The sequence below is a fragment of the Synechococcus sp. PROS-U-1 genome (assembly GCF_014279755.1).
GTDB lineage: Bacteria > Cyanobacteriota > Cyanobacteriia > PCC-6307 > Cyanobiaceae > Parasynechococcus.
The window spans coordinates 1,061,179-1,083,639 of sequence record NZ_CP047951.1; the positions used below are offsets into that span (position 1 = coordinate 1,061,179).

Genomic DNA, 22,461 nt, shown 5'->3' on the forward strand with positions numbered 1-22,461 from the left:
CAAGCAGCCTGATCCCACGACGAAACAGCCATAAAAAAAGCCCCGCTTGGGCGGGGCTTGAGGGAAGGTTGTCGTGCTGTTATCAGCGAGCGACTTTTTGACCGCGATAAACCAGAACAGGACGCTGCTTGCTGGACGCAGCAGCATTGTTCTGGATGTACTTCTGGCCGCGATAGGTCAGGGTCATGGTTAGTTCCTCGAAGCAAGCTCAGGTCCCCGTTCCATGGCCTGAATCGAACTGCGCCTCGCCTAAGGCGGGGTGAACGTAGTTACGTAGCTGTTGCTACACAACCTTTATAGAGGCGATATCAACCCACGTGTCGTTCGTGCTGTTACACAGCTGCAATTTGGTTTGCCCCAGGCCTGAATAACCCCGCTTGGATGCATTCCAGCGGTTTTCATTCAATTGCTTCCGCGCCCGTTTGGCGGTGTATGCACCGGGCGAGGTTTGAGTTGCGGCGTTTTTTGAGCCGCCTTGGTGATGGCCTGCAACAGAGTGGGGTAGGCAGTGGTTTGCGTCATCTCAGCGTTTCAGGAACTGATTTCATCTTGTCGCTGCTTGGAGTGACGGAATGATGGATCGGCTACCGATCTGGCGGTTCAAGCTCTGACAGTTCGATTGTGGACTCAAAGCTTCCATTAATTCGTTGTTCTGCTGAACAGTTCGTCTGCAATTGGGTGATTTGTGATGCTTACTCAATGTGAAGCTGCTGGCGCCTCGATCCTTCGTCCGTACGGTATGGACACGTTGGTTTTAGCAGCCATGAACAGCTCTCAAAGCAAAGATGATTGGGTGAAGGCCCAGCAACACAAGCTTCATAAACCGATTGATGTAGACACATTGATGTGGGTGCGCAATCGCTTGATGCGACTGGAAGTGGAAGCCCGTTGGGCTGACCGCATTTGTGTGTTTGAGGAGTTCTTCCCTAACGACGCAATCATTCCGCGCATTTAAATCGAATAATGTTTTTGACTGTTTTTGGCCAAAAGGGAGGTGTGGCAAAAACCTGCACCAGTCTTCATCTGGCCTGTGTGTGGGCTCAACAGGGCCTGTCGGTGTGTGTTGTTGATGCGGATCGCAACCGCTCGGCAACCGCCTATGCCGCTCGGGGCATGCTCCCGTTTGAGGTGGTTCCAGTCGAGGCTGCAGCGAAAGCCACCCGCCATGCCCAAGTAATCATCACCGATGGTCAAGCCAGCAGCCATGAAGATGAACTCAAAAATCTTTCGGCAGGTGCCGACCTTGTGCTGTTGCCGACCACGCCGCAGGCCCGATCTGTTGAGCTCACAATTGAGCTCTCCTCAATCCTCCGGCAAATGGGCACCATGCATGCCGCGTTGTTGGTGAAGGTGGATAGCCGTAAACAACGGCTTGCTCAGGATGCGCGCCAAATCTTGGATGGTTTTGGTGTGGATGTGATGCAAACCGAAATCCCCCTGTTGGCTGCGTTTGAAAAAGCGGAAGTGGAAGGTGTTTGTGTGTCTGATGCGGTAAGTGATCGTGGTCGAGCTGATCTGAGACGCATGGGGGGATGGTCGGCCTATTGCCAGGCGGCTGTCCAGATTCGTGATCGTTTGTCCGTGGCCCCTTTGGATGCCCTCAGTGCCTGAAACGGCAATGGAGACACGCACTGCGTCGGTCGCCGATCGGACAGACAGCTCGGAAGGTTGCCGCAAGGATTGGTTGAGTTGATCGTTGCTGATGGGTCGAAGTTCCTGGTTGAAAAACCCCACCCGTTGCTCAGCAGCTTCCACTTGGCAGCCCCAGGAGCCTTCCGCATCGTCAGCGCAACCTTCGCTGAAGCCCTCCCAGGCAGTTGCTGTGCTGAAACCCATCACCTCTGGTGAGGCGGCATGATTGAAACGGTTGTATTGCTTGCGATCGGCCTGTCCATGGCCGGCGTGGTTCTGGGGAATCTGACCACGGATGAGTCGGTCTAAGTTCGGAGCCCATCTCTGTGCCTGATGCCAGATCTCTTTGCTTTCATGCTCGGGCAGCTCGAGATCAGCGATCTCACTGCGGCATTTCTGGCTTTGGTGGCGCTGGTGTTTGTCGGAAGTTTCGCTGTGGTGTCGTTGCAGACGGGTGAATTGATCAAACCGCCCAAAAATAAAAATGACTGAAACCTGTTTGGTGAATGGTCAGCGGATTGTTTTGACGGTCCCCAGCGATCGTGTTGTTGCTGAGCGTGTGATGCGTCACATCAAACGGCGCATGGAAGAAGACGACTGGAGGCCCTACACCTGCAAAGCCGATGCCCTTCGAGCATGGCGCCGCCTCGGGGGCATCCGGGCGCAGATCCTGCATGCCCTGAACTTGGTGTGATGGCCCGCTGAAGCTCAGAACGATTCCAGTAGCTGAGTCATCGCTGCCGCTGCACCGATCCCACCGAAGAACAGAACCACCGGGAGGAAAACAGGCCAGCGAACGGTTGCGTTGGGAATCATTGGATCTTCACGAGTGCGTGAGGTTGAGGCTATGGAATTCCACCGCTGTGTGGCGATGGCGACCGTTCCCGCTTCAGCGCTCCATGATGCGATGACGATTCACTGGATTCCTGACGCGTCAATGCCTGAGCATTCCAAGGTCATCAACTCTGGCTCTTCCCATGTGGTGGTGATCGGCGGTGGCTGGGGCGGCTGGGGTGCAGCAAAAGCCCTCTGCGAAGCGGGCGTGCGCGTCACCCTGATCGATGGGATGACGGATCCCACGGGGCGGACGCCGATGCGCACCGCAAGTGGCAAACCCTTTGAAGCGGGCACCCGTGGTTTCTGGAGGGATTACCCCAACATCAATGCGATGACGGATGAGCTTGGGCTCGCCGATGTGTTCACTGACTTCACCAGCAGTGCCTTCTGGTCCCCCGCTGGTCTGGAGGCCACAGCACCCGTCTTTGGTGATGGGCTGCAGCTCCCCAGCCCCCTGGGACAAGCCATGGCGACGATTAAAAACTTCAAGCGCCTTCCAGTTGCCGATCGCTTGAGCATTGCCGGGCTTCTGGTAGCAATGCTGGATTTGAACCGCAGTGAGACGACATTTCGGAACTATGACGCCATCGATGCGTTGACGCTCTTCCGCCAACTGAAGATCAGTGAGCGGATGATTAACGAGTTCTTGCGTCCCATTCTCCTGGTGGGTCTGTTCAAGCCACCCGAAGAATTATCGGCAGCCGTCACCATGGAGCTGCTCTATTACTACGCATTAGCGCATCAAGACTCCTTCGATGTGCGTTGGATTCGTTCCGGAACCATCGCCGAGCAGCTGATTGCCCCATTGGCGGAACGCTTGCTGGACCATTGGCGGCTCACCGTTTTGGGAGGAACGCTGGCCACGCGCCTCAATCTTGATCACAACGCAGGGGCCATCCAGTCTGTGGAGATCCGTTCGCTGGCAGCAGGACAAACAAGCGTGATCGACGATGTTGATGCGGTTGTGCTGGCGGTGGGTGCCAAGGGCATGAAGGCGCTGATGACGCAGTCGCCGAGCTGCGCCGATGCTCTGCCGGAGCTGGTGGCTGCCGGCAGCCTGGGCGCGATCGATGTGGTGTCGGTGCGGTTGTGGCTGGATCGCTATGTCGCGGTCGCCGACCCCGCCAATGTCTTCTCCCGCTTTACCTCCTTGCAGGGTTCTGGCGCCACCTTCTTCATGCTGGACCAGCTGCAGAAAGAGGATGAAGCGGAACTCTGGGGCGGTCGTTCACCTCAGGGTTCCGTTGTCGCCAGCGACTTCTACAACGCTACGGCGATTGCGGCGTTGAGTGATCAGGAGATCGTCGACACCCTGTTGCATGAGCTTCTGCCGCAGGCGGCGCAGGGATTTCGGCTGGCTCAGGTTCTGGAGTGTGAGGTGCGGCGTTACCCGGGTTCGGTGTCGTTGTTTTCACCCGGCAGCTTCAGCCAACGTCCGCCGCTGCAAACATCGCTTCAATCACTTGTTTGCGCTGGTGACTGGGTGCGGATGGGGGAACGCGAGCACGGTGCCAAGGGGCTCTGCCAAGAACGGGCCTATGTCTGCGGCCTTGAAGCAGCCAATGCTTTGTTGCGCAGTGGAGTGGTGATCGGAGCGGATCCCACCAAGACACGAGAGCACAAGGTGCTTCCGATTCGTCCCGAGGAGCCCCAGGTGCTGTTTGGGCGGGCGATGAACAAACTCGTGATGGATCCGTTGGAGGCTTTTGGCATCCGTTGGCCTTGGATGCCCTGATCTCGAGGGCACCAGGGCATCGTCAGTGATGTTCAGAAATTCAGTTGTCCGGAGAGCCAAAGCTCTTGCCAAGATCCTGGAGCTGAGGCGTTCAGCGCCATGAAGATGGTCACGCTGATGCCGCCGAGAGTGAGGCCCACCCCCATCATGATCAGGGCGGTCAGACCTTCCGCTTGGGTGAGGGGTTGCTTGTCGAGAAAGCGACGCTTGGCCATGGCTGTGGATCTGATGCTCCTGTTCTGCATCGGCTTCAGGGCACTTGGCAACTGGCCGTATCACTCATTCATGGAGAGCAAGCTCTTCAGAACATCGCTTGTTTGCAACGCCCGAGTTTTGATCTCAAGCGATGAAACTCAGCGTTGCTTAGGTTGTTGATCTGAGCTTGACGCTGCCCAGATGGGTTTCATCATGCAGTCATGACTGGTTTGATCTGCGGCATGACAGCCCTGTGGCTCCACTCCTGGTGGTGTTGCAGAACAACCAATTCGCCAGCTGTTAAACGAAGCTGGCCATACCCGCGTTCTTGGAAAAATAGTTCTGATCTGTATGAAAGGCCCTGTCGCCGCCATCGTCACCTCAGAGCACGCACCCAACTGACTGCCCGCAGTCGACGCTTCGCGGCGGCTCCCTGAGGCGATCGGATCCCACTGTTGTTCAGACAGTGCATCTGCGGGGCGATTAAGCCAACGCTCGACTTTGCCTCATTGTTTTTTCAAGGGGCCAAAATCTTTGGGCAACGTCCTTTCAGCTTTCATCTAGACAGGGATCTTCACAGGCAACATCGCGGATTCGTGTCGGCTCCAACGTGTCCAAGGTCGCTCTGATCGAGGGGCGACTTGGTTTTGGCTTGAGAGTTGAAGGGACGTCTCTGTTTTGCTCTGAGCTTGCTGCTCCAGCTCTGCACTGAGGAAGAGTCCTGCAATGGAAACCATCACGATGGTCAGGAGTGCCGCGAACAGATACATCGTCGACCGAGCAATGGCTTGTTCCTGTTCCTTGCTCAGGTCGCTCATGGCGTCGACAAAAATCTGATCAAGGTGTATCAGTTCGAACTCTTTTCTGCGGTTACAGAGAGTGTTGTTTTGTGTGCACACCTGAAGCCGACGCCGTTGAAAGTGGATGAGCCGAGGTCATTGGCTGCAGATGTCACCGTCTTGGTAGATCTCGTTACCAAAAATCGTTAAGCTCTCTCAATAACGCTCCATTGCTAAGCGGCAGTCCATTGGTTGAGGTTGGCAGGGAAAAACGGCGTCAGCAATTGATGGGTCTGGCTTTTGCAGCAGCAGCTGTTGGTGTTTTAACGCTCCTGACGATTCGTCTTGGCATCTGTTGCGCCTGGTTCGGTTCGCATTGACGGTTGCCTGTCTGGGCTGGCGCTGTCTTGTGCTGCCGCTACATCTGGTGCTCTATTGAGCGAGGGATGCCATTCCTTCGTCCTCGGCGCCAGATGTAGTGCCTCATGGTCTTGCTTGTGGATGCAGGACCGGTATGTTTCATGTGTCCCCCATCACCTGGCTCCAGTCCTTGTGGCTGGGGCTTTTTTGTGGCCCAGTTCAGAACGGTTGTATCACTGCAAGCCAATCTCCGAATTTCTTAAGTGACATCGCTTCGTTTTTTCCGCTGCGTTCAGTGCGGATTCCTTAACTTGTAGAGCCACGACTGCATTTGATGTCCTCCGCTGAGCTGTCGAGCATCAAATGGGAGCAGGATGGGGAGATGTCTGCTCAAGACACGTGGAACCTTGTAAAAAAACTCACCAAGGTGGAAGAGCAAGACAACGCATCAAGTTTGTTGCACTTGTCTTCAAAGCACAGTCACTCAAAACGCTCCAATCGCCACTAAGTCGGCTCATAAACTGATCAAGTTCCAATATTGTGTACTGAAACAAACCTTGAGTTGAGCGCTATATAGATTTCACAATTAAGGAGTTGTTGGGAATACTGATCGATTCAGACAGTCAAGTCGTGCATTTTTAAAACAGCAGATTGAGATTGAATTTACATTCCTGCGCGGATGCTGGTGATGACGGCTTGAGTGCGGTCTTTTACGCCCAGCTTGCTGATGATCGTGCTGACGTGTGTTTTGACAGTTTCTGGACTGACGACCATTGATGCTGCGATGTCCTTATTGTTCATTCCTCGGCACAAGGCTTCCAAGACTTCTATCTCCCGCCCTGACAGATTGTTGAGGATCTGGCTCTTCTGGAAGCCCGCCATCTCTCTGACGTCTTTCGGGTAGTAGGACGAACCATTGGCGATGGCTGATAGGGACTGAAAAAAGTCTCCCTTGATGCCTTTGCCGATCGAGCTGACGAAGGCGATTCCATCAATATGAGCATCAAGGGCTTCCCTCACCACCTCTTGGTTCTCTCGGTGAAGGGAAAGCAGCACCCTGGTTTTTGGGCTGACCTGATTGACCTTGTTGGCCAAGTGGATCCCATAGCCCTGCTCCAGAGACTCAGTGACATACAGCAGGCCGGGTTGCTTTTCCTTGCAGGCAGCTAGGGCTTCACGCTCTGTGCTGAATGTCCCCACCAGGGTGTTGGTGATCGGGGGCACCATGCTGAAAGCACCCAGGGTTAATAGATCTCCCATTGCTACGACTGACGTCGTGCCGGCCCAGAGGCTCCTGCTCTCCTGGAGAACACCTTGGATCGTCTCTGACTTTGGGTTGAATTCCACCGATTGAGGGAGGGCCAGGCCTTGGTCGCCCACTCATCTTGGAGATGGATTGAAAGCCTGTCAGGCAGCAGCGCCGCTCTGGGTTTTTGCGCCGTAGTGGGTGGTTTGATCCTGGCCTGATCCATTCCTCTGCAGAATCACTGCATTGATAGGGAGTGTGGTGGCTGGAGCTGGTGTGAATCCTGCTGATCAGCGCTGGGGTTTCTGGCCGCTGCTGCCACTTTGTTCCAAGTTGCAGGAACAGGCCTGAGGGGCTTGTCCCTGAGTTGTCTTTCGTTTTTTATGCAACTGGGATCAATGGTGTGCAACTCCCAGACAGCTGACCTCGCTTGAATCCTGCTTTATATGAGATGGTCCAAGACGACCTGCCGGTAGGCATCCAATTCGGGCACTTCAACCCCATTAACCTCGGCTCGGTCGTCCCAGCGCCGCAGCGCCATGGCATCGTCCATCCCCTCTAAGGCCAACAGGCGCATCGCTTCTGAACGGCTCAGTTCTCCACCCTGCACAGCGAAACTGCGTTTTGACGCATCAGATGGCCCCGCAAAATACGTCTCATCCAGCGAACACAGCAGACGTTTTGCTCAGATATGAAGCTTCGACGACGTAGCGGATTGCATTAGATATTCTATGAAACTAGCGCAGGTTTCAAAAGGTTTATCAATCTGGCGTTTCTCTTGTTTGCGACTTTCCTTGAATTAACACTCACAATCAAGCGTCAGAAAGTCAGGTTTTAATTAATGACTGTTGGTAACTGGGATCGACTCATTGTCCGACTGATTTGTTATGGGATTGTGGTCAGGCTTGCATTGCTTGGGTCCCATAAAACAAATTTTGAACATTCAAGCATGCTTTCTAGGTGCAATGTTGGTACGTTTCTCAACAGGTGTTGATTGCACTGATGACAAGCTTTAAGGTTGTAATTTGGTATTCTTTCGCAAAGGTGATGAATATTGTGAAAGCCGATATTGGCTGTGAACCATTGCAGCAATGGTGGGAGGATGAGTAAGCTCGAGCCTTCTAATGCCCCTCGTATCGGGCTCCAGCCTTCGCTTGGATTGGCGTAGCTATTTTCAAATATGTGTTGTACGTAAAAAACGTAAATCAAGCTACTAGCTGTGAGGCAAAGGATAATGCTGTAAAGGCTCAGAAATAATCCAAAGCCAATCCACGATCCTAGGCAGACAACCCCAATCAAGCTAAAAAAGTTGCTCAGGCAAAGATCGTTGAATTCTTCCCTGGATCCCCACATGCGATTCTTTGGGCTGACGAGGCCAACCAAGAGATCCAATCTAGGTTTGATCGCTAAATAATAGAAGCCACCCGGTAGCGCCATGAGTGGGTGGTGGATTGTCGTGTAGATCCTTTGCTCTTTGCGGCTGAGATTTAGGAATTCGTCCAGGCTCAGAAAATCAGCAACCCCTCGATAGCGTTCCCAGTCTCCGTTTGTTTTGTGATGATAAGCGTGGTCAATGGACCAGGACAGCTGCGGAACCGCATTGATGACGCCAAAAAGGAATCCAAAGATCCGATTCAGTCTTGGGGTTTCAAACAATGATCCATGGCCGCAATCATGCATTAATGAAAAACTTCTCAGTGAAAAAAGGCTGAGAATGATTAGAAAAGGTGGAGTGAGCCAGGGGGAGATCTCTGTGGCTTGAAGCATCAGCCACCACAACAGCCCATAGGGAATCAGGGTATTGCTGATCTGAATGAGAGCTTTTCGATTGCTGCGTGTCGTAAAAGGCTTCAGGCAGAAGTCTTGATAGGACGGTGATTCCATTGGGAGTCGTTCAGGAGAGTTCGAATTCGTCGCGGCGGCGCGCCAGTTGTTGCAGGGCTTCCTCTGGGGCAACTTTCAAGGCCTTGAGATGCAGCACCAACGGTTCATTTGCAACGTCCAACCAGGCCATGGCATCTGCTGAAGGGTTATAGGTCTGAAGTGCTCTTTTGATTTGAAGCCTGCTTTGCTTGCAAGGCAAGTTGCTGATGGAGTTTTCAGCCTCTGCGCTTGTGAAGTAAGACGGCTCAACGAGGCATGCCTCAGTGCTCCATGGCCACGGACCCGCTTCTTCTGCCATTGTGAGAGTACGGATCCGGACCATTCCTCGGCCATGTTCCTGGAACCCTTGCAAGGCCCACGCACCCACCAAGAGGCTGTTTTCCTTAAGCCAGCTTGCCATGCTCCCTTTTGTTGGCAGCTGAAGGCTCGGAAGTTTTGGCCAGGTGGTTTTTCTGTTCAAAGGCATGCAACAGGCAATGCGTTTGCGCTAGGCATAAATATTGTCTATTGCGATTCGTTGAAAGTAAAATGTTTATTCTTCATTGATTCATGAATGCTGCTCATGAGCATGTTCTCCAGAGGTTGCATCTGCAGATCATTGTTGAAGTAGAAAGGCGTGGTTCTTTGACTGCTGCTGCTGATGCCCTTTCATTAACACAGTCAGCCCTGAGTCATTCCATCAAGAAACTGGAAAAGCAGCTTGGAGCGTTGATTTGGGTGCGTGATGGTCGGCAACTCTGTCTGACTCAGGCAGGACGTTATCTTCACTCCTTGGCTGGGAGGGTTTTGCCTCAGTTATCGCTTGCAGAGGATCATCTTGGCCAATTTTCTGCTGGTGTTCGAGGTACATTGCGGGTTGGAATGGAGTGTCATCCCTGTTATCAGTGGTTGCTCAATGTGACAGATCCGTACCTAAGGGCTTATCCAGATGTTGATATTGATGTGATTCAAAAATTTCAATTTGGTGGTCTCGATGCTTTGCTAAATCATGAAATAGATATGCTCGTTACTCCTGATCCTGTATTGAAGCCAGGGCTTCAGTTTGAGCCAGTGTTTGATTACGAGCAGGTCTTGGTAGTGTCAGATCAACATCGTTTGTCTGCCAATGATTGGGTGACACCCGAGGATTTGCAATCTGAGATCCTGATTTCTTACCCCGTACCCTTAGAGCGCCTGGACATTTACCGAAGCTTTTTTACTCCAGCCGGGTTCTTGCCAGCTCTGCACAAGCGGATTGAAACCACTGACATGATTTTGCAAATGGTGTCTTGCGCACGTGGCGTCGCGGCACTGCCCCGTTGGCTCGCTGAACGCTATGCCGCTTCGATGAGCCTTACGGTGCTCCGGCTTGGGCAGAGCGGCATCGCCAAGCAGATTCATTTGGGCATGCGCAAGGTGGATGCATCCGTCGACTACATCGCGGGCTTTGTTGACCTTGCACGAAGCATGGAGAACTCTGTTGAGGTTTGACATCCCATGGCTTTGCATCTCGACAGATTGTTTTGACTTAATCCGTCTGGATTGTTTGATCCGAGATCGCGCTGCGTTCAGGCTGTGCTCTGTGGTGCTTTATATCGCTGTGGTTTGTGACCTGACCCTGGCCTGTTCCATTCCTCTGCAGAATCACTGCATTGATGGGGAGCGTGGTGGCTGGAGCTGGTGTGAATCCTGCTGATCAGTTCTGGGGTTTCTGGTCGCTGCTGCCACTTGGCTACCAGTTACAGGAACAGACCTGAGGGGCTTGTCCCTCGTTTTTTGTGCAACTGGGATTATTCATGAGCAACTCGCGATAATGCAGAGGATCGATTTAGTTCGCCTCCTATGCAATTAGGGGCCTGCCGTGACGAACGATTGAGGTCACTTCGTTAGTGGTCGCGTCAACCACCATGTAAGTGCACATCAGCGCCTTCGACTTTGTGCGGGCACAAAGGTAAGCCCTGAATTCCGTTTGGAAGTAAAGCTCTTTGACCCAACGGTCGGGAGCTTCTTGCTTGACGACGTTGTACACGGCTCTTACCTGGACCCTTGCTTTAGCAATGCCTTTGATGCGTCATTGCAAACCACGGAATTTCCGCTGTTTAGGCTCCAGCACTTATCCAACGAGTCGGTCATCTTCAGCCAGGATCGCTTTCCCTTTTGAAATCCTCAGCACCTCACCTGAGTTGCCGGGACTTTCGTACATGACTCGATAGAGCCCGCAAGTATTCAGTGATTTGGCTCGGGCGTTGGTGAAAGCCTTGAACTCAGTCTCGAAGCACTGCTCTTGAAACCAAATGTCGTGCCCATCGCTTCGTTCAACGCAGAACATCATCTTTATCCCTTGAGGCTCTCAGCTTGGAGAGGGCAGAGCTGCTCGCTTGCTATCTCCAAATGAGCTTCGGGATCATGTCTTTAGTTGGCGACAAGTGAGCAAGGGACCCAGTCAGCCTTAGGAGCCCAGCTCGTCAATGGCACATCATGTTCTTTGTCTGAGTATGTGAATTGATCACCCTGACGAAATCGCTGTTCACATGGAAGACGGCAGGAATCCTGACGGGAGTGAAGCTGGCAACACTGGCAGCCGTACTTGGCCTTGCTCGTGCGGGGTTTCTTCCTCAGTGGTTTCCGCATTGGGGTTAGCCCGCTTCAGGATCTCTGCCCAATTCTTTTGGCAGGCTCGGAGCTGCCTCAGTGGCAAAAAGAAACCCCCGCTGAAGGCAGAGGTTTGGAGTTTGATTAAGCCCTGATCACTTGGTGTAAGAAGCGCCTCGGTAGGTCAGGCTTGGATGGGCATTGTGAGCGACTTCTTCGCGGCATGTGTTGTAATGCTCGCGGCGGTAGGTCAGCTCGACACAAGCTTTGGGCGAGGCTGCTTGAGCTTCGTAGGAGTGACCTCTATAGAGAAGACCAGTCATGGTTAGTTCCTCAGAAAATTCCAAGTCCCCGTTCCGTGGCTTGGAGTGTCTGCGCCCCTTCGAACGGGGGTGAACGTTGTGTAGTGGTTGCTACAAATAAAATATACGCCTAAGTCAACCCCTGGGTCCCCAGCCTTGCCCGGTTTCAGGAGCCCACCCCATTTACTCCTGTCGCGACCGCGTGATGACTCGCCTGTATGGAGTTAGGTCAGGCGGTGCCTGTTGGGCAACTCGATCGCCGTTGATTGGCCACTTTGATTTTGCAGACACACCAAAAAGCCCCCTCCGAGGAGGGGGCTTTCCGATTCAGTTGATCTGAATCGTTTTTGCTGTTCCGAATGGAACAGGTTGATTCCAGATCAACCGATGGCGGGAGCCTGCAGAGCCACAGGAGTGGACTCAGCAGCAGCCAGGTCGAGGGGGAAGTTGTGAGCGTTGCGCTCGTGCATCACTTCCATGCCGAGGCCGGCACGGTTCAACACGTCGGCCCAGGTGTTCAGGACACGGCCCTGACCATCAAGGATGGACTGGTTGAAGTTGAAGCCGTTCAGGTTGAAGGCCATGGTTGACACGCCAAGGGCGGTGAACCAGATGCCGACAACAGGCCAGGCAGCCAGGAAGAAGTGAAGGCTACGGCTGTTGTTGAAGGAGGCGTATTGGAAGATCAGGCGACCGAAGTAACCGTGGGCAGCCACGATGTTGTAGGTCTCTTCCTCTTGGCCAAACTTGTAGCCGTAGTTCTGGGACTCGCTCTCGGTGGTTTCACGCACCAGGGAGGAGGTCACCAGGGAGCCGTGCATGGCGGAGAACAAGCTGCCGCCGAAGACACCTGCGACGCCCATCATGTGGAAGGGGTGCATCAGGATGTTGTGCTCGGCCTGGAACACCAACATGTAGTTGAAGGTGCCAGAGATGCCCAGGGGCATTGCGTCAGAGAAAGAACCCTGACCGAAGGGGTAAACCAGGAAGACAGCGGAGGCTGCAGCGACAGGTGCGCTGTAGGCAACGCAGATCCAGGGGCGCATGCCCAGGCGGTAGGAGAGTTCCCACTCGCGACCCATGTAGGCGTAGATGCCGATGAGGAAGTGGAAAATAACCAGCTGGAAGGGGCCGCCGTTGTACAGCCACTCATCGAGGGAAGCAGCTTCCCAGATGGGGTAGAAGTGCAGGCCGATGGCGTTTGAAGAAGGAACAACAGCACCAGAGATGATGTTGTTTCCGTAGATCAGGGAGCCAGCGACAGGCTCGCGGATGCCATCGATGTCAACCGGAGGTGCGGCGACGAAGGCGATGACGAAACAGATGGTGGCAGCCAACAGAGTTGGGATCATCAGCACACCGAACCAACCGACATACAGACGGTTGTTGGTGGAGGTGACCCACTCGCAGAAGGCCTGCCAGCTGGAAGCGCCGGAGCGCTGCTGGAGGGTGGTGGTCATGAGAACGGAAAGGAGCCGGTAGGACGAATCCCGGTGGCAGATAAGAAAGGTCGGTTAACCCGACAGCGTCAATGTAAAGGAAGTTTGCGGTGCCGACATGGCGCCCAGCCCGAGCACTCCTGATGAGATCGATAGGCCCGGCTTATCAGCTAATCAGCGGTGTGCGTTGAGCTTGGAATCTGTGCGTTCTTTGCATCCGGTTGCTTGCCGTTTGCGAATAGCGATTGGGATGAAGAAATAGGCCTGAAGAATGGCCTGTTCCCTTCCTCTGCAGAATCACTGCATTGACAGGGAGTGTGGTGGCTGGAGCTGGTGTGAATCCTGCGGATCAGCGCTGGGGTTTCTGGCCGCTGCTGCCACTTAGCTCTTTGCCACAAGAACAGGTCTGAGGGACTCGTCCCTGATTTGTCCCTGGAATTTTGTGCAACTGGGATCAATGGTGTGCAACTCAGGGAGCTGAACTCGCTTGAATCCTTCTCTACAGGAGATGGTCCAAGACCACCTGCCCGTAGGCATCCAAGTCGGGCACTTCAACCCCATGAACCTTGGCCCGGTCGTCCCAGCGCCGCAGGGCCATGGCATCGTCCATCCCCTCTAGGGCCAACAGCCGCATCGCTTCTGAACGACTCAGCTCTCCGCCCTGGACGGCGAAACTGCGTTTTGACGCATCCGACAGCCCCGCGTAATACGTCTCATCCAGGGAGCACAGCAGCCGCTTGGCTGAGACATGCCGCTGTACGGGAGCAACAACCTGCGTGGGGAAGAACACCGAGAGTGCTCGGGCTGCGACGGCCTCATGGGCGCAGTCTTGATCGAGGAAATCCTTTTGCTCATCGTGTTCATCGATCATCAGATGGCCGATGTCATGAAGCAGTGATGCCACTACCAGGTGGGGCTGCTGCGACTCCTGTTGGGCCAAATGCGCTGTCTGCAGAGCATGTTCCAGCTGCGTCACCGATGGGTCGTAGCTGGATTGGCCATGGGTATGGAGATAGGCGAAGAGCAGATCAACGCGCTCTTCGCGACTCCCCGCTTGCATGGATTTCATCCATTCCATGGCGTGGTCGGCCAGTGCAGTAGTCATGAGACGTCCTCTCCGAGAAAGTGGTTGATCAAGCTGACGCGCCCTTCCGCTAGCGCCTGCTTTTTGTGGTCGTAGTACTCCGATCGCAAATCGCCTTCGGAGCTGGCGTTGTAGGTGACGTACAGCGCGCGGCGCGAACGATCGGAGCGGTTGGTGCCGCTGCGGTGCGGTGCAAAAGAGTTGAAGAACACCGCGTCTCCAGCAGCCACAGGCATCGGCGTCCATTCGAGTTGAGCTGCCCGCTCAATCGGGAGGCATCCATCGGCATTCACATCGATCACGCCGTTGTGATGGGCCCCTTTGGCGAATTCCAAGCAGCCATTGCTTGTATCCGCTGAATCCAAGGCCAGCAGCATCGTGATGTGCAGCGAGCCAAACGGGTAGGCCGGGGCATCTTGATGGGGGGCGTACCCGGCGGCACCGGGGTGCTTGTAGTTGATCTTCTCCTTGAACAGCACTGGCGGCTCGCCAAACAAGGCTTCGAGCACGCCATGCACCCGGCCTTGGGTCAGGAACTGATGCAGGGGAGGGTGATCCTTGGCGAAGTCTTCGGTTCGCGCTTTGACCCGGCCACTGTCTGTGCTTTCGAAGTAGTGGCGCCCCAATGTCGATGCGCTGGAGATGTCGTCAATCCAAGTCAGCAGCTCAGCCATGGCGTCGCTTACCACCAAGCCAGGCACATAGACGACGCCGTCCTGTTGATGACGTCCTTTGAATTCAAAGAGATCCTTCGGATCCCAGTGCGTTGTGGTTGTGGTGTTGCTCATCTGATCGGCGTCAGGGTGGACTCAACAAGTGCTTTGAGATTGCGGGCCGCCGTCATGGCGATGTCGTCGCGGATCGATTGAACGGCTGACCCGATGTGCGGGGTGAGCACGGTGCGATCGCGCTGATCGAGCAAGCTCTGGGGAATGGAAGAGGGGTTGTCCTCTCGGGCCCAGTCCTCCATCTCAAAAACATCCGCCCCGTAGCCCCCCAGCTGGCCTGATTGCAGCGCCCGCACAACAGCCTGTTCATCCACCACCGAGCCGCGGCATGGATTCACCAGCACTGCCCCCGGTTTGCACCGGGCTAACACATTCCCATTGATCAGATGCAGCGTGTCGTTCGTGAGCGGCACCATCAGCACCAGGTGATCACTGCGTTCAATCACGTCGTTGAACTCCACATGCTGCAGCTCAAGACGTTGCTCGGATGGGCGATCAAGACGAACGGGATCGCTGTACAGCAGCGTTGCGCCAAAGCCCCGCATGCGCTCGGCGAATTCAATGCCGAGTTGCCCCATCCCCACGATGCCAACCGTGCTGTTGATCACTCCCTTCGAGTAGAAATTGGGTCGCCATCCAGGGAACTGGCCTGTGCGCACGAAGGCATCCCCTGCCGGGATGGATCGCGCCAGGCTGATCAGCATCGCAACCGTGAGTTCTGCCGTTGGTGCCGCCAACAAATTGGGGATGAATTGATAGCGAATGCCCCGGGCATCACAGGCGGAGAGATTGAAGTTGTCGAAACCACGCAGGGCTCCAGCAATCGAGCCAAGCCGCGGGCAGTGATCAAGAAAGTCGGCATCGACGCAATCCGGCATGAACATCAGCAGGCCGTCGGCGTCCGCTGCTGTTTCCAACAGTTCGCGACGGCTCCAGGGCTCCCGGCTGCGATTGGCGGTGACCCGTGCGAATTCGGAGAGGAAGTCGATCACCTCCTCCTGCACATGATTCGTGACCACGAGATGGGGCCGCTGTTGATGGCTCATGAGGGTTGTCATTGCACCATCCAATGCCGCAGGGCATTGCTCATCGAATCGAGTGCTGTGACCACCACAAGCACCACCAGCAGCAGGGCCGAGACCTGTTGGTACTCCATGATTCGCAGGGCACTGATGATTTCCAAACCGATGCCGCCGGCGCCCACGGCGCCCACCACCATCGAAGCCCGGAAGTTGTATTCCCAGCGGTAGAAGGTGACATCCGCCATGGCTGGAAACACCTGAGGAAGGATGCTGTGAACGATCACCTGCATTTCAGACGCCCCGGATGAGCGGGCGGCTTCGATCGGTTCTTGATCACACAGCTCGATTGCCTCGGCGTAGAACTTGCCGAGCATGCCAACGGAGTGAAGACCGAGGGCCAGCGTTCCGGGCAGGGCTCCAAAGCCCACGGCGGCCACAAGAATCATGCCGAGAATCAGCTCGGGAACGGCTCGGGTCACGTTGAGCACTGCGGTGGCGAGCACGTAGAGCGCTCGGCTCGGGCTGGTGTTTGGTGCGGCAAAGAAACAGAGCAACAGCGAGAAGAACACCGCGATGGAGGTGCCCGCGATGCTCATTGCCATTGAGTCGATCAAGGGCTTGATCCAGAACGGCCACCGCCCGAAATCCGGTGGGAACATCTCCGGCAGCAAGTTCAAAATCGCCGGCACCCCGGTGGCGATTCGATTCGGATCAAACAGGCCCACAACGGCAAGGGAACTCACCACCGCTGCGAGAATGACCAGAACGCGGAGGCATTGCTGTCGCCATCGCAGCTCATGCCGCCGAAGAATGGCTCGATGGGAATCAACGGAAGCACTCATAAGGGAAGAACAAAAAAATCCCGATGGTTCACACCATCGGGACAGAGGAATGTGTTCAGTTGACGAACTTGCCGAGGTCGAGGCCCAGCAGATCACCCGCCTTGCGGATGCCGTCGTAGTCCTGATCGCTAATCACGGCGAATCCATCGGCCTTGAACGGCTTCAGGACGCTGTCGTCGTTCAGCTCAATGAATGTGGTGCTGATGGTCTCCTTCAGTTCGGGCTTCAACGACGAGCGCATCGTCCAGGGGTACTGCGGGATCGGCGCTGATTTGGCGATCAACGTCACCTTCGTGTCGTCGATCTTGCCCTTCTCCTTCAGTGACTCAAAAATCGGGCAGGCCACCCCACCGGCTTGAGCATTGCCGTTCTGAACAGCCAAGGCCACAGCGTCATGGGCGCCGAGGAACACCCCCTCGTAGTCCTCACCCTTGGTGAGGCCATTCTCTTTGAGGGTTAGTTCTGGGAACAAGCGACTGGAGGTTGAAGCTGGGTCTCCAAAGGCAAAGGTTTTGCCTTTGATCGCTTCAAAGTCGGTCACACCGGCTTCGGTGTTGCCGATCAGGCATGAGTTGTAGGTCTTGGTGCCCCCCTTGATCCGAGCGGCGAACGGCTCGATCTCGCTCTTGGTCTTGGCCAACACGTAGGACAGCGGTCCGAAATAGGCCAGGTCGAGGCGATCGTTGCGAGCAGCCTCGATCATGGAGGAGTAATCGGTGGTGACCACCAGTTCGATCTCCTTGCCGAGCTTCTGGTTGAGGTAATCCTTCAGCCCTTGGTTGTCCTGAATCACCGTTGCGGCATTTTCATCCGGGATCAGGGCAACAATCAGCTTGTCGGGATCACTGGAGTCAGCAGACTTGCCAGTTGTTGTTTGGCTGGAGCAACCAGTGAGAACAATCGCAGCAGAGGCAAAAGCAACGGCTGAAAAACGCGCAGCTTGGGACAACATGGTGAAGAAATGAAGAGCAAGCCTGAACTCGAGACGGCAGGTTTTTAGGTGACCGCTGCCTCGAGCTTGTGGCGATACAGGGCGTGAATGTCGCTTTCCTCCAGGGTCAAAGAGTGCTGGTCACAGATCATGCGACCCGCTGCCATGCCAACGATTCGATCGGCAAACTGACGCGCGAATTCCACTTGGTGAAGACTCACCAGAACAGCAATCCGATCGCGTTGGCAGATGTCCTTCAACAGCGAAAGAATCTGCAGCGAACTCTCTGGATCCAAGCTGGCGATCGGCTCATCCGCGAGGATGAGGCGTGGTTCCTGCACAAGGGCCCGAGCGATTCCAACGCGCTGCTGCTGGCCGCCGCTGAGGTCTTTGACGCGGGCCAGTGCCTTATCGATCAGGCCAACGCGTTCAATGGCTGAAAGGGCTTTTTGACGATCGCTCTGTGGAAGTGGAAGCAGTGAACGCAGGAAGGAGTGGTACCCCAATCGCCCCATCAGCACGTTGTCCAGTACTGATAAGCGGTCAATCAGCTGATGCTGCTGGAACACCATCGCCGTATCCCGCCGGTGGGCGCGGAGCTGCCGTTTGGAGCATGAGCTGACTTCTCCGTGGTGCCGCGAATGAATGCTGCCTGCGCAGGGTTGAACCAATCCATTCAAAGAGCGAAGGAGTGTAGATTTGCCGGCTCCGGATGAACCCAGGAGAACTACAAATTCTCCATCCTGGATTGAACAGTTGACATCTTGAACCGCATAATTGTCGTCTCCAAAAGACACTGATAGCTGCTTGATATGTAACAGGTCTTCCATTAATCCTCTCTGTCGATCTCAATATCTAGAAATTTAACTCTCTCCTGGCGTTGCCGGTTAAGGGGTGAATAAGGATTGATTGTGACCTACTTATCAGCGCTTAAATAATAAATTTTTTGGTCTGATCTTATTGCCTTCATAACCTTCGGCTTCTTTCGCTGCGTTGCTTTTGAGCGGGGACTTCGTCGCTATAGGCTCATTGCATCAAGATCCCTTGATGGATTCATGGGCCTGTTTGAGCGCTATCTCTCTTTTTGGATTGCCCTGGCGATCGTGGCTGGGGTTGGCCTCGGCGCTTTGTTCCCCGATGCGGCGGCAAGCATTGCAGCCCTGGAGGCTGTGGGGATCAATCTGCCGATCGCGGTGCTGATCTGGGGAATGATTTTTCCAATGATGTTGGCGGTCGATTTTTCCTCCATCGGAGCGATTCGCCAGCAGCCACGGGGGCTTTTGGTGACGGCTGTCGTGAACTGGTTGATCAAGCCGCTCACCATGACAGCCCTTGCCTGGCTGTTCATCCGTGGTGTGTTTTCCGCCTGGATCCCGGCAGCTGTTGGCCAGGAGTACGTGGCCGGGATGATTCTTCTCGGGGTCGCGCCTTGTACGGCGATGGTGTTTGTGTGGAGTCGCCTCAGCGACGGCGATCCCAATTACACCCTGGTGCAGGTCGCGTTGAACAACGTGATCATGGTGTTCGCTTTTGCCCCGATTGCGGCGCTGCTGCTGGGGGTTTCGGATGTGCTGGTGCCTTGGGAAACGATGCTCACGGCAGTGGGGCTGTTTGTTCTGGTTCCCCTCGTTGCTGGATGGTTGGCGCGGCTGAGTCTGCGCAGTGCCCGCCGGATTGAGCGGTTGGAGACGCGGCTCAAGCCCTTAGCGATTGGCGCCTTGATCGCCACCGTGTTGCTGCTGTTCATGGTGCAGGCCCAGGCGATCCTGGCCAATCCGCTGGCCATCGTCTTGATCGCCATTCCCCTGATCCTCCAGACCTATCTGATTTTCTGGATCACAGCGTTTTGGATGCGCTCAGCAGGCCAGCCGCGATCGATTGCGGCACCTGGGGCCATGATCGGCGCGTCCAACTTTTTTGAGTTGGCGGTTGCGGTGGCAATCAGCCTGTTCGGTTTGAACTCCGGGGCGGCTCTAGCCACGGTTGTTGGTGTGCTGGTGGAGGTTCCGGTGATGCTGTCGCTGGTGGCGATTGCCAATCGAAACCGACGCCTGTTCCCTGCCTGAGAGGAGCAGCGTGATGCCCAGGCCGCTGCAGGTGTTTGTTCAGTTCCTCGTGTTGGGGCTGACGTCCTTCGGAGGCCCCGTGGCGCACCTCGGTTACTTCCACGAGCGCTTTGTGCAGCGGGAGCGTTGGATCACCGCTGAGGCCTACGCCGATCTCGTTGGGCTCTGTCAGCTGTTGCCCGGTCCTTCGAGTTCCCAGGTGGGCATGGGTCTGGGGCTGATGCGGGCCGGTTGGCTTGGCGGTCTGGCGGCCTGGGCGGGGTTCACCTTGCCCTCCGCCGTATTGATGGTGCTGGTGGCGTCGCTGCTCTCGTCCCATCCCAGTTGGATCGACGGAGGCTGGGTGCATGGCTTGATGGTGGCGGCTGTGGCTGTGGTGGCTAAGGCCGTTCTGGGCCTGCAGCGCAAACTGGCTCCCGATCGGCAGCGGGCCAGCTTGATGGTGGCGGCAGCCGTGCTGGTGCTGTTGGTGCCTCGTGTCTGGGCTCAGCTGTTGGCCTTACTGCTAGGTGGGTTGGTGGGGTTGTGTGCTCTGACGCCACCTGAGCTGGAGCCATTGGCACCGGAACGTCTCGTGGTTCCGCTGCGGCGCTCGGTGGCGGTGGTTTTGCTCGGTTTCGCTGTGCTGCTGTTGGTGGCTCTGCCCTGGTTGTCTGCTGAGACCAGACCGCTGCTGGTGCAGCAGCTCAGTGGATTTCTTCGCACCGGTGCCTTGGTGTTCGGCGGTGGTCATGTGGTGCTCCCCTTGCTCGAGCAAGCGCTGGTGCCCAACGGTTGGATCGACCTGCAGCAGTTTCTGGCGGGCTATGGCGCAGCTCAGGTGGTGCCAGGGCCGATGTTCAGTTTCGCGGCCTTTCTTGGCTTTGATCTGCAGCCTGGGCTTCAGGGCATCGCCGGTTCTGTGATGGCGCTCATTGCCTTGTTTTTTCCCTCGTTCTTGCTGGTTGGCGGGCTCTTGCCCTTCTGGAGTGACCTGGGCCGATTGGCTCCGATGCGTCGAGCCCTGCTGGGCATCAACGCGTCGGTGGTGGGCATCCTGCTGGCGGCGTTGTTTCAACCCGTCTGGCAGACAGGCATCCGCGGAGGCGCTGAGTTCAGCCTGGCGTTGGTGGCGTTTGTGTTGTTGGTGAGCTGGCGGCAACCGGCCTGGCGGGTGGTGCTGTTCTGCGCCGGAGTGGGTGGTTTGACCCTGGCTTGATCCATTCCTCTGCAGAATCACTGCATCGATGGGGAGCGAGGTGGCTGGAGCTGGTGTGAATCCTGCTGATCAGCGCTGGGGTTTCTGGCCGCTGCTGCCGTTGTATCCCTATGGCCGCCGCCGCACGGTGTTCAGTGAGCTGATACCTGGCCAGCTCTGGAGCCTTGAGCAGCTGCAGGGGGTGTATTACGTGGCCGTGCCGGTGCGGCTCACCGTGGCCAGGGTGCCCGGTGGCCTGATGTTGGTGAACCCATTGCCGCCCACCGGTGAGGTCCGCCAAGCCATTGCTGGCCTTGAACAGCAGCACGGCCCGGTGCGCACGATCGTGCTGCCCACCGCCTCCGGTTTGGAGCACAAGCTTCCTCTCGGCCCCCTGGCCCGCGCCTTCCCTGATGCAGAAGTGTGGGTGTGTCCGGGCCAGTGGAGCTTCCCGGTGCAGTTGCCCCTGGCTTGGCTGGGCGTTCCGGCAGGCCGCACCAAGGTGTTGTTCGACGATGGCGTCCCCCATGGCGATGTTTGTGAGTGGTTTTCCCTCGGACCGCTCGATCTTGGCGTGGGTCGTTTCCAGGAAGTCTCCTGTTGCCATCGCCCGTCAGGGGCTCTGTTGGTGACAGACGCCCTGGTGGGCATCAGTGCTGAACCCCCGGCCTTGTTCGATCTCGACCCAACGCCGTTGTTGTTCCATGCCCGCGAACGCGGCGATGAACCCCTCACCGATTCGACAGAAGCCCGCCGCCGTGGCTGGGCCCGGCTTGTGCTCTTTGCCTCCTATCTGAGACCGGAACCGCTGGAGGTTCCTGCTCTACCTGAGCTGCTGCGGGACGCCTTTAAGCCCGGGCTCCGCTCTCTGCGGGCCCATTTCGGTCTGTATCCCTTCCGCTGGCTGCCGGGTTGGCAGGCTGCAGCCGATGGCTTGATGGGCAGCGAAGCCCCAAGGCTGCAGGTGGCCCCGGTGCTCGAGCGGTTGGTGTTGCCCAGGGCCCAGGACGCACTGTTGCGTTGGTTGCAAGAGCTGACTGGCCTGGCTGATTTGCGCTGGCTGGTGCCGGCCCACTACAGCGCGCCAGTCACATTCACGCCCGAAACCGTTGAACAACTGCTCACGTCATTGGAACAGCGGGATTGGGCTCCTAGTTCAGAGAACTGGGAATTTCTTGGTTCAATTGATCAGCGTTTGCTCGATCTCGGCGTTGTGCCTGATCAGCCCGTGATCAAAGCTTGAGTTCGTCTTCCGGCTCGATCGCCATCTGTTCGTCAGCGAAGAGTGTTTCTTCCAGTTCCTTGCGCTGTTCCATCTGACGCAAGAAATATCCGGTCATCATCGCGGAAGCCAACATGTTGGCGAGGTTGTCGCGGTTGGCTGTGACCTTCACCTCGAAGTGCTCACCGGGGAGCATTCCAAGCAGCCCCTGAACGTTGTGGCGAATGATGTCCTGAATATCGTTGCTGGCTGATTTCGCGACCCGCTGCAGGGTGTCTGGGGACTGTTCCTGCAAGTACTGGATCAGGCTGTTCCCCGCTTGACCATCACTGTTATCAGTCGTCAGAAACTCGGGGTTAAACATTCTCTGTGATGTACATCACGGACTTGACCTTAACGCAGGCCCTCG

At 56.0% G+C, this 22,461-nt stretch carries 25 protein-coding genes; 11 read left to right on the plus strand and 14 right to left on the minus strand.

The features are described 5' to 3' along the window. Positions 1-82: 82 nt before the first annotated feature. Positions 83-187, minus strand: coding sequence for a DUF4278 domain-containing protein (locus SynPROSU1_RS05795; RefSeq protein ID WP_186571939.1), 105 nt, complete (start codon positions 185-187; stop codon positions 83-85). A 552-nt stretch (positions 188-739) separates the two neighbouring features. On the opposite strand from SynPROSU1_RS05795, the gene SynPROSU1_RS05800 reads away from it, so the two are divergent. The 6 genes from SynPROSU1_RS05800 to SynPROSU1_RS05825 all read left to right on the plus strand — a co-directional run bounded on the left by SynPROSU1_RS05800 (position 740) and on the right by SynPROSU1_RS05825 (position 4,204). Beyond that, positions 740-955, plus strand: a complete 216-nt coding sequence (locus tag SynPROSU1_RS05800; RefSeq protein WP_255444828.1) for a hypothetical protein — start codon at positions 740-742, stop codon at positions 953-955. Positions 956-963: 8 nt separating this feature from the next. Further along, the gene (locus SynPROSU1_RS05805) at positions 964-1,611 is read left to right on the plus strand and encodes a ParA family protein (RefSeq protein ID WP_186571941.1); all 648 of its coding nucleotides are present in this window, start codon (positions 964-966) and stop codon (positions 1,609-1,611) included. A gap of 57 nt (positions 1,612-1,668) precedes the next feature. Next, the gene (locus tag SynPROSU1_RS05810) at positions 1,669-1,848 is read left to right on the plus strand and encodes a hypothetical protein (RefSeq protein WP_186571942.1); all 180 of its coding nucleotides are present in this window, start codon (positions 1,669-1,671) and stop codon (positions 1,846-1,848) included. A gap of 117 nt (positions 1,849-1,965) precedes the next feature. Continuing rightward, complete coding sequence (locus SynPROSU1_RS05815; protein WP_222929905.1) at positions 1,966-2,124, plus strand: hypothetical protein; 159 nt, start codon at positions 1,966-1,968, stop codon at positions 2,122-2,124. Then, on the plus strand, positions 2,117-2,326 hold the full coding sequence (locus SynPROSU1_RS05820) for a hypothetical protein (RefSeq protein WP_186571943.1): 210 nt from the start codon (positions 2,117-2,119) through the stop codon (positions 2,324-2,326). Before SynPROSU1_RS05815 ends, SynPROSU1_RS05820 begins: the two co-directional genes overlap by 8 nt. Positions 2,327-2,569: 243 nt before the next feature. Continuing rightward, positions 2,570-4,204: an FAD-dependent oxidoreductase gene (locus SynPROSU1_RS05825; protein ID WP_186572272.1), complete on the plus strand. Its 1,635-nt coding sequence runs from the start codon at positions 2,570-2,572 to the stop codon at positions 4,202-4,204. 32 nt (positions 4,205-4,236) lie between these two features. On the opposite strand, the gene SynPROSU1_RS05830 is transcribed toward SynPROSU1_RS05825, so the two are convergent. Beyond that, positions 4,237-4,419: a hypothetical protein gene (locus SynPROSU1_RS05830; RefSeq protein WP_186571944.1), complete on the minus strand. Its 183-nt coding sequence runs from the start codon at positions 4,417-4,419 to the stop codon at positions 4,237-4,239. Positions 4,420-5,058: 639 nt separating this feature from the next. Between SynPROSU1_RS05830 and SynPROSU1_RS05835 the strand changes: the two genes are divergently transcribed. After that, complete coding sequence (locus tag SynPROSU1_RS05835) at positions 5,059-5,388, plus strand: hypothetical protein (protein WP_186571945.1); 330 nt, start codon at positions 5,059-5,061, stop codon at positions 5,386-5,388. An 813-nt stretch (positions 5,389-6,201) separates the two neighbouring features. On the opposite strand, the gene SynPROSU1_RS05840 is transcribed toward SynPROSU1_RS05835, so the two are convergent. From SynPROSU1_RS05840 to SynPROSU1_RS05850, 3 genes are all read right to left on the minus strand, one after another. Continuing rightward, positions 6,202-6,738, minus strand: coding sequence for a response regulator transcription factor (locus SynPROSU1_RS05840; protein ID WP_255444829.1), 537 nt, complete (start codon positions 6,736-6,738; stop codon positions 6,202-6,204). A gap of 488 nt (positions 6,739-7,226) precedes the next feature. After that, a complete protein-coding gene (locus tag SynPROSU1_RS13935) occupies positions 7,227-7,352 on the minus strand; it encodes a hypothetical protein (protein ID WP_255444831.1) in 126 nt (41 codons plus the stop codon). A gap of 317 nt (positions 7,353-7,669) precedes the next feature. Then, on the minus strand, positions 7,670-8,668 hold the full coding sequence (locus SynPROSU1_RS05850; RefSeq protein ID WP_186571947.1) for a fatty acid desaturase: 999 nt from the start codon (positions 8,666-8,668) through the stop codon (positions 7,670-7,672). 582 nt (positions 8,669-9,250) lie between these two features. Between SynPROSU1_RS05850 and SynPROSU1_RS05855 the strand changes: the two genes are divergently transcribed. Beyond that, complete coding sequence (locus SynPROSU1_RS05855; RefSeq protein ID WP_255444833.1) at positions 9,251-10,138, plus strand: LysR family transcriptional regulator; 888 nt, start codon at positions 9,251-9,253, stop codon at positions 10,136-10,138. Positions 10,139-11,394: 1,256 nt separating this feature from the next. Here the strand turns inward: SynPROSU1_RS05855 and SynPROSU1_RS05860 are convergent. From SynPROSU1_RS05860 to phnC, 8 genes are all read right to left on the minus strand, one after another. Next, a complete protein-coding gene (locus SynPROSU1_RS05860) occupies positions 11,395-11,562 on the minus strand; it encodes a DUF4278 domain-containing protein (protein WP_186571949.1) in 168 nt (55 codons plus the stop codon). Between the two features lie 359 nt (positions 11,563-11,921). After that, positions 11,922-13,001: a photosystem II q(b) protein gene (gene psbA / locus SynPROSU1_RS05865; protein ID WP_186571300.1), complete on the minus strand. Its 1,080-nt coding sequence runs from the start codon at positions 12,999-13,001 to the stop codon at positions 11,922-11,924. Positions 13,002-13,479: 478 nt separating this feature from the next. Further along, positions 13,480-14,085, minus strand: a complete 606-nt coding sequence (locus tag SynPROSU1_RS05870) for an HD domain-containing protein (protein ID WP_222929906.1) — start codon at positions 14,083-14,085, stop codon at positions 13,480-13,482. After that, the gene (locus SynPROSU1_RS05875) at positions 14,082-14,852 is read right to left on the minus strand and encodes a phytanoyl-CoA dioxygenase family protein (RefSeq protein WP_186571950.1); all 771 of its coding nucleotides are present in this window, start codon (positions 14,850-14,852) and stop codon (positions 14,082-14,084) included. The genes SynPROSU1_RS05870 and SynPROSU1_RS05875 overlap by 4 nt, the downstream gene beginning before the upstream one ends. Next, positions 14,849-15,838, minus strand: a complete 990-nt coding sequence (locus tag SynPROSU1_RS05880; RefSeq protein WP_255444834.1) for a phosphonate dehydrogenase — start codon at positions 15,836-15,838, stop codon at positions 14,849-14,851. Before SynPROSU1_RS05880 ends, SynPROSU1_RS05875 begins: the two co-directional genes overlap by 4 nt. Before the next feature lie 8 nt (positions 15,839-15,846). Beyond that, complete coding sequence (phnE, locus tag SynPROSU1_RS05885) at positions 15,847-16,656, minus strand: phosphonate ABC transporter, permease protein PhnE (protein ID WP_186571952.1); 810 nt, start codon at positions 16,654-16,656, stop codon at positions 15,847-15,849. Between the two features lie 55 nt (positions 16,657-16,711). Continuing rightward, a complete protein-coding gene (phnD, locus tag SynPROSU1_RS05890) occupies positions 16,712-17,608 on the minus strand; it encodes a phosphate/phosphite/phosphonate ABC transporter substrate-binding protein (protein WP_186571953.1) in 897 nt (298 codons plus the stop codon). Between the two features lie 44 nt (positions 17,609-17,652). Next, positions 17,653-18,417 carry a phosphonate ABC transporter ATP-binding protein gene (phnC, locus tag SynPROSU1_RS05895; RefSeq protein WP_186571954.1) on the minus strand — a complete coding sequence of 255 codons (765 nt, stop codon included), beginning with the start codon at positions 18,415-18,417 and terminating at the stop codon, positions 17,653-17,655. A gap of 225 nt (positions 18,418-18,642) precedes the next feature. Here phnC and arsB point away from each other — a divergent pair, with 225 nt between their 5' ends. Genes arsB through SynPROSU1_RS05910 form a run of 3 tightly spaced genes read left to right on the plus strand, consistent with a single transcriptional unit; the run spans position 18,643 to position 22,073 of the window. Further along, complete coding sequence (gene arsB, locus SynPROSU1_RS05900) at positions 18,643-19,653, plus strand: ACR3 family arsenite efflux transporter (RefSeq protein WP_186571955.1); 1,011 nt, start codon at positions 18,643-18,645, stop codon at positions 19,651-19,653. A 13-nt stretch (positions 19,654-19,666) separates the two neighbouring features. Then, positions 19,667-20,851, plus strand: coding sequence for a chromate efflux transporter (chrA, locus tag SynPROSU1_RS05905; protein WP_186571956.1), 1,185 nt, complete (start codon positions 19,667-19,669; stop codon positions 20,849-20,851). Positions 20,852-20,879: 28 nt separating this feature from the next. Then, complete coding sequence (locus SynPROSU1_RS05910; protein WP_186571957.1) at positions 20,880-22,073, plus strand: DUF4336 domain-containing protein; 1,194 nt, start codon at positions 20,880-20,882, stop codon at positions 22,071-22,073. Here the strand turns inward: SynPROSU1_RS05910 and SynPROSU1_RS05915 are convergent. Continuing rightward, on the minus strand, positions 22,063-22,416 hold the full coding sequence (locus SynPROSU1_RS05915; RefSeq protein ID WP_186571958.1) for a DUF760 domain-containing protein: 354 nt from the start codon (positions 22,414-22,416) through the stop codon (positions 22,063-22,065). The two genes, SynPROSU1_RS05910 and SynPROSU1_RS05915, sit on opposite strands and share 11 nt — an antisense overlap. Positions 22,417-22,461 lie beyond the last annotated feature (45 nt).

Bases quoted from the DNA above. Each gene is read 5' to 3' on its own strand.
- SynPROSU1_RS05860 (WP_186571949.1), bottom strand. From the start codon at position 11,562: ATGACTGGTCTTCTCTATAGAGGTCACTCCTACGAAGCTCAAGCAGCC.
- phnE (WP_186571952.1), bottom strand. From the start codon at position 16,656: ATGAGTGCTTCCGTTGATTCCCATCGAGCCATTCTTCGGCGGCATGAG.
- chrA (WP_186571956.1), top strand. From the start codon at position 19,667: ATGCCCAGGCCGCTGCAGGTGTTTGTTCAGTTCCTCGTGTTGGGGCTG.
- SynPROSU1_RS05915 (WP_186571958.1), bottom strand. From the start codon at position 22,416: ATGTTTAACCCCGAGTTTCTGACGACTGATAACAGTGATGGTCAAGCG.
- SynPROSU1_RS05800 (WP_255444828.1), top strand. From the start codon at position 740: ATGGACACGTTGGTTTTAGCAGCCATGAACAGCTCTCAAAGCAAAGAT.
- SynPROSU1_RS05830 (WP_186571944.1), bottom strand. From the start codon at position 4,419: ATGGCCAAGCGTCGCTTTCTCGACAAGCAACCCCTCACCCAAGCGGAA.
- SynPROSU1_RS05820 (WP_186571943.1), top strand. From the start codon at position 2,117: ATGACTGAAACCTGTTTGGTGAATGGTCAGCGGATTGTTTTGACGGTC.
- SynPROSU1_RS05910 (WP_186571957.1), top strand. From the start codon at position 20,880: ATGGGGAGCGAGGTGGCTGGAGCTGGTGTGAATCCTGCTGATCAGCGC.
- arsB (WP_186571955.1), top strand. From the start codon at position 18,643: ATGGGCCTGTTTGAGCGCTATCTCTCTTTTTGGATTGCCCTGGCGATC.
- phnC (WP_186571954.1), bottom strand. From the start codon at position 18,417: ATGGAAGACCTGTTACATATCAAGCAGCTATCAGTGTCTTTTGGAGAC.
- phnD (WP_186571953.1), bottom strand. From the start codon at position 17,608: ATGTTGTCCCAAGCTGCGCGTTTTTCAGCCGTTGCTTTTGCCTCTGCT.
- SynPROSU1_RS05805 (WP_186571941.1), top strand. From the start codon at position 964: ATGTTTTTGACTGTTTTTGGCCAAAAGGGAGGTGTGGCAAAAACCTGC.
- SynPROSU1_RS05875 (WP_186571950.1), bottom strand. From the start codon at position 14,852: ATGAGCAACACCACAACCACAACGCACTGGGATCCGAAGGATCTCTTT.
- SynPROSU1_RS05870 (WP_222929906.1), bottom strand. From the start codon at position 14,085: ATGACTACTGCACTGGCCGACCACGCCATGGAATGGATGAAATCCATG.
- SynPROSU1_RS05795 (WP_186571939.1), bottom strand. From the start codon at position 187: ATGACCCTGACCTATCGCGGCCAGAAGTACATCCAGAACAATGCTGCT.
- SynPROSU1_RS05850 (WP_186571947.1), bottom strand. From the start codon at position 8,668: ATGGAATCACCGTCCTATCAAGACTTCTGCCTGAAGCCTTTTACGACA.
- SynPROSU1_RS05815 (WP_222929905.1), top strand. From the start codon at position 1,966: ATGCCAGATCTCTTTGCTTTCATGCTCGGGCAGCTCGAGATCAGCGAT.
- psbA (WP_186571300.1), bottom strand. From the start codon at position 13,001: ATGACCACCACCCTCCAGCAGCGCTCCGGCGCTTCCAGCTGGCAGGCC.
- SynPROSU1_RS05880 (WP_255444834.1), bottom strand. From the start codon at position 15,838: ATGAGCCATCAACAGCGGCCCCATCTCGTGGTCACGAATCATGTGCAG.
- SynPROSU1_RS05825 (WP_186572272.1), top strand. From the start codon at position 2,570: ATGCCTGAGCATTCCAAGGTCATCAACTCTGGCTCTTCCCATGTGGTG.